Here is an 806-nt window from a genome sequence, read left to right on the forward strand (position 1 = left end):
GTATCTTCTGCAACAGTGACAGTTTCATTATCATCGCTCAGATCAGAAACTGGAGTTACTGAAATCGTTAAGGTAGAAGTCTGTGTATCACCTGCACCGTCAGTAACAATGTAAGTAATTACAGGAACAGCACCGTTGAAATTGTCATTAGGTGTAAAGGTATAACTACCATCGGTATTTAAAGTTAACTCACCTTCCGTAAGAGTAACCGTATCACCTGCATTGTAGGTATTCCCACCAACAGTAAAGCTAGTGACGGTCATTGGACCGTCTGCTGTTTCTGCATTATCGAGGACATTACCTGTAGCAGTTGCATCTTCTGCGACACTTACGGTTTCATTATCGTCACTTAGATCAGAAACTGGTGTCACTGAAATTGTTAGCGTAGAACTTTCGGTATCACCGGCACCATCTGTGACAGTATAAGTAATAACAGGTACAGCACCGTTGAAATTATCATTCGGTATAAAAGTATAACTACCATCTGCATTTAAAGTGAGTTCGCCTTCAGCAAGACTTACCGTGTCACCTGCATTGTACGTATTCCCACCAACCGTAAAGCTTGTAACAGTTAAAGGACCGTCTGCAGTTGCTGCGTTATCGAGGACATTACCTGTTGCTGTTGTATCTTCTGCTATCGTAACCGTTTCACTATCATCACTCAGATCTGAAACCGGTGTCACTGAAATAGTTAGGGTCGAACTCTGAGTGTCACCAGCACCATCGGTAACTGTATATGTAATAACAGGAACAGCACCGTTGAAATTATCATTAGGTGTGAAGGTATAACTACCATCGGTATTTAA

Annotated in this window: 1 protein-coding gene; it reads right to left on the minus strand. The window is 41.7% G+C overall.

Annotated features, from left to right (window positions below):
• Nucleotides 1-806, minus strand: an 806-nt coding sequence (locus H4J69_RS20525) for a tandem-95 repeat protein (protein WP_182245202.1), incomplete at both ends; no start/stop codon positions are given.

The sequence above is a fragment of the Colwellia sp. BRX10-9 genome, from assembly GCF_014077405.1.
In the GTDB taxonomy this organism is placed as follows: domain Bacteria; phylum Pseudomonadota; class Gammaproteobacteria; order Enterobacterales; family Alteromonadaceae; genus Colwellia_A.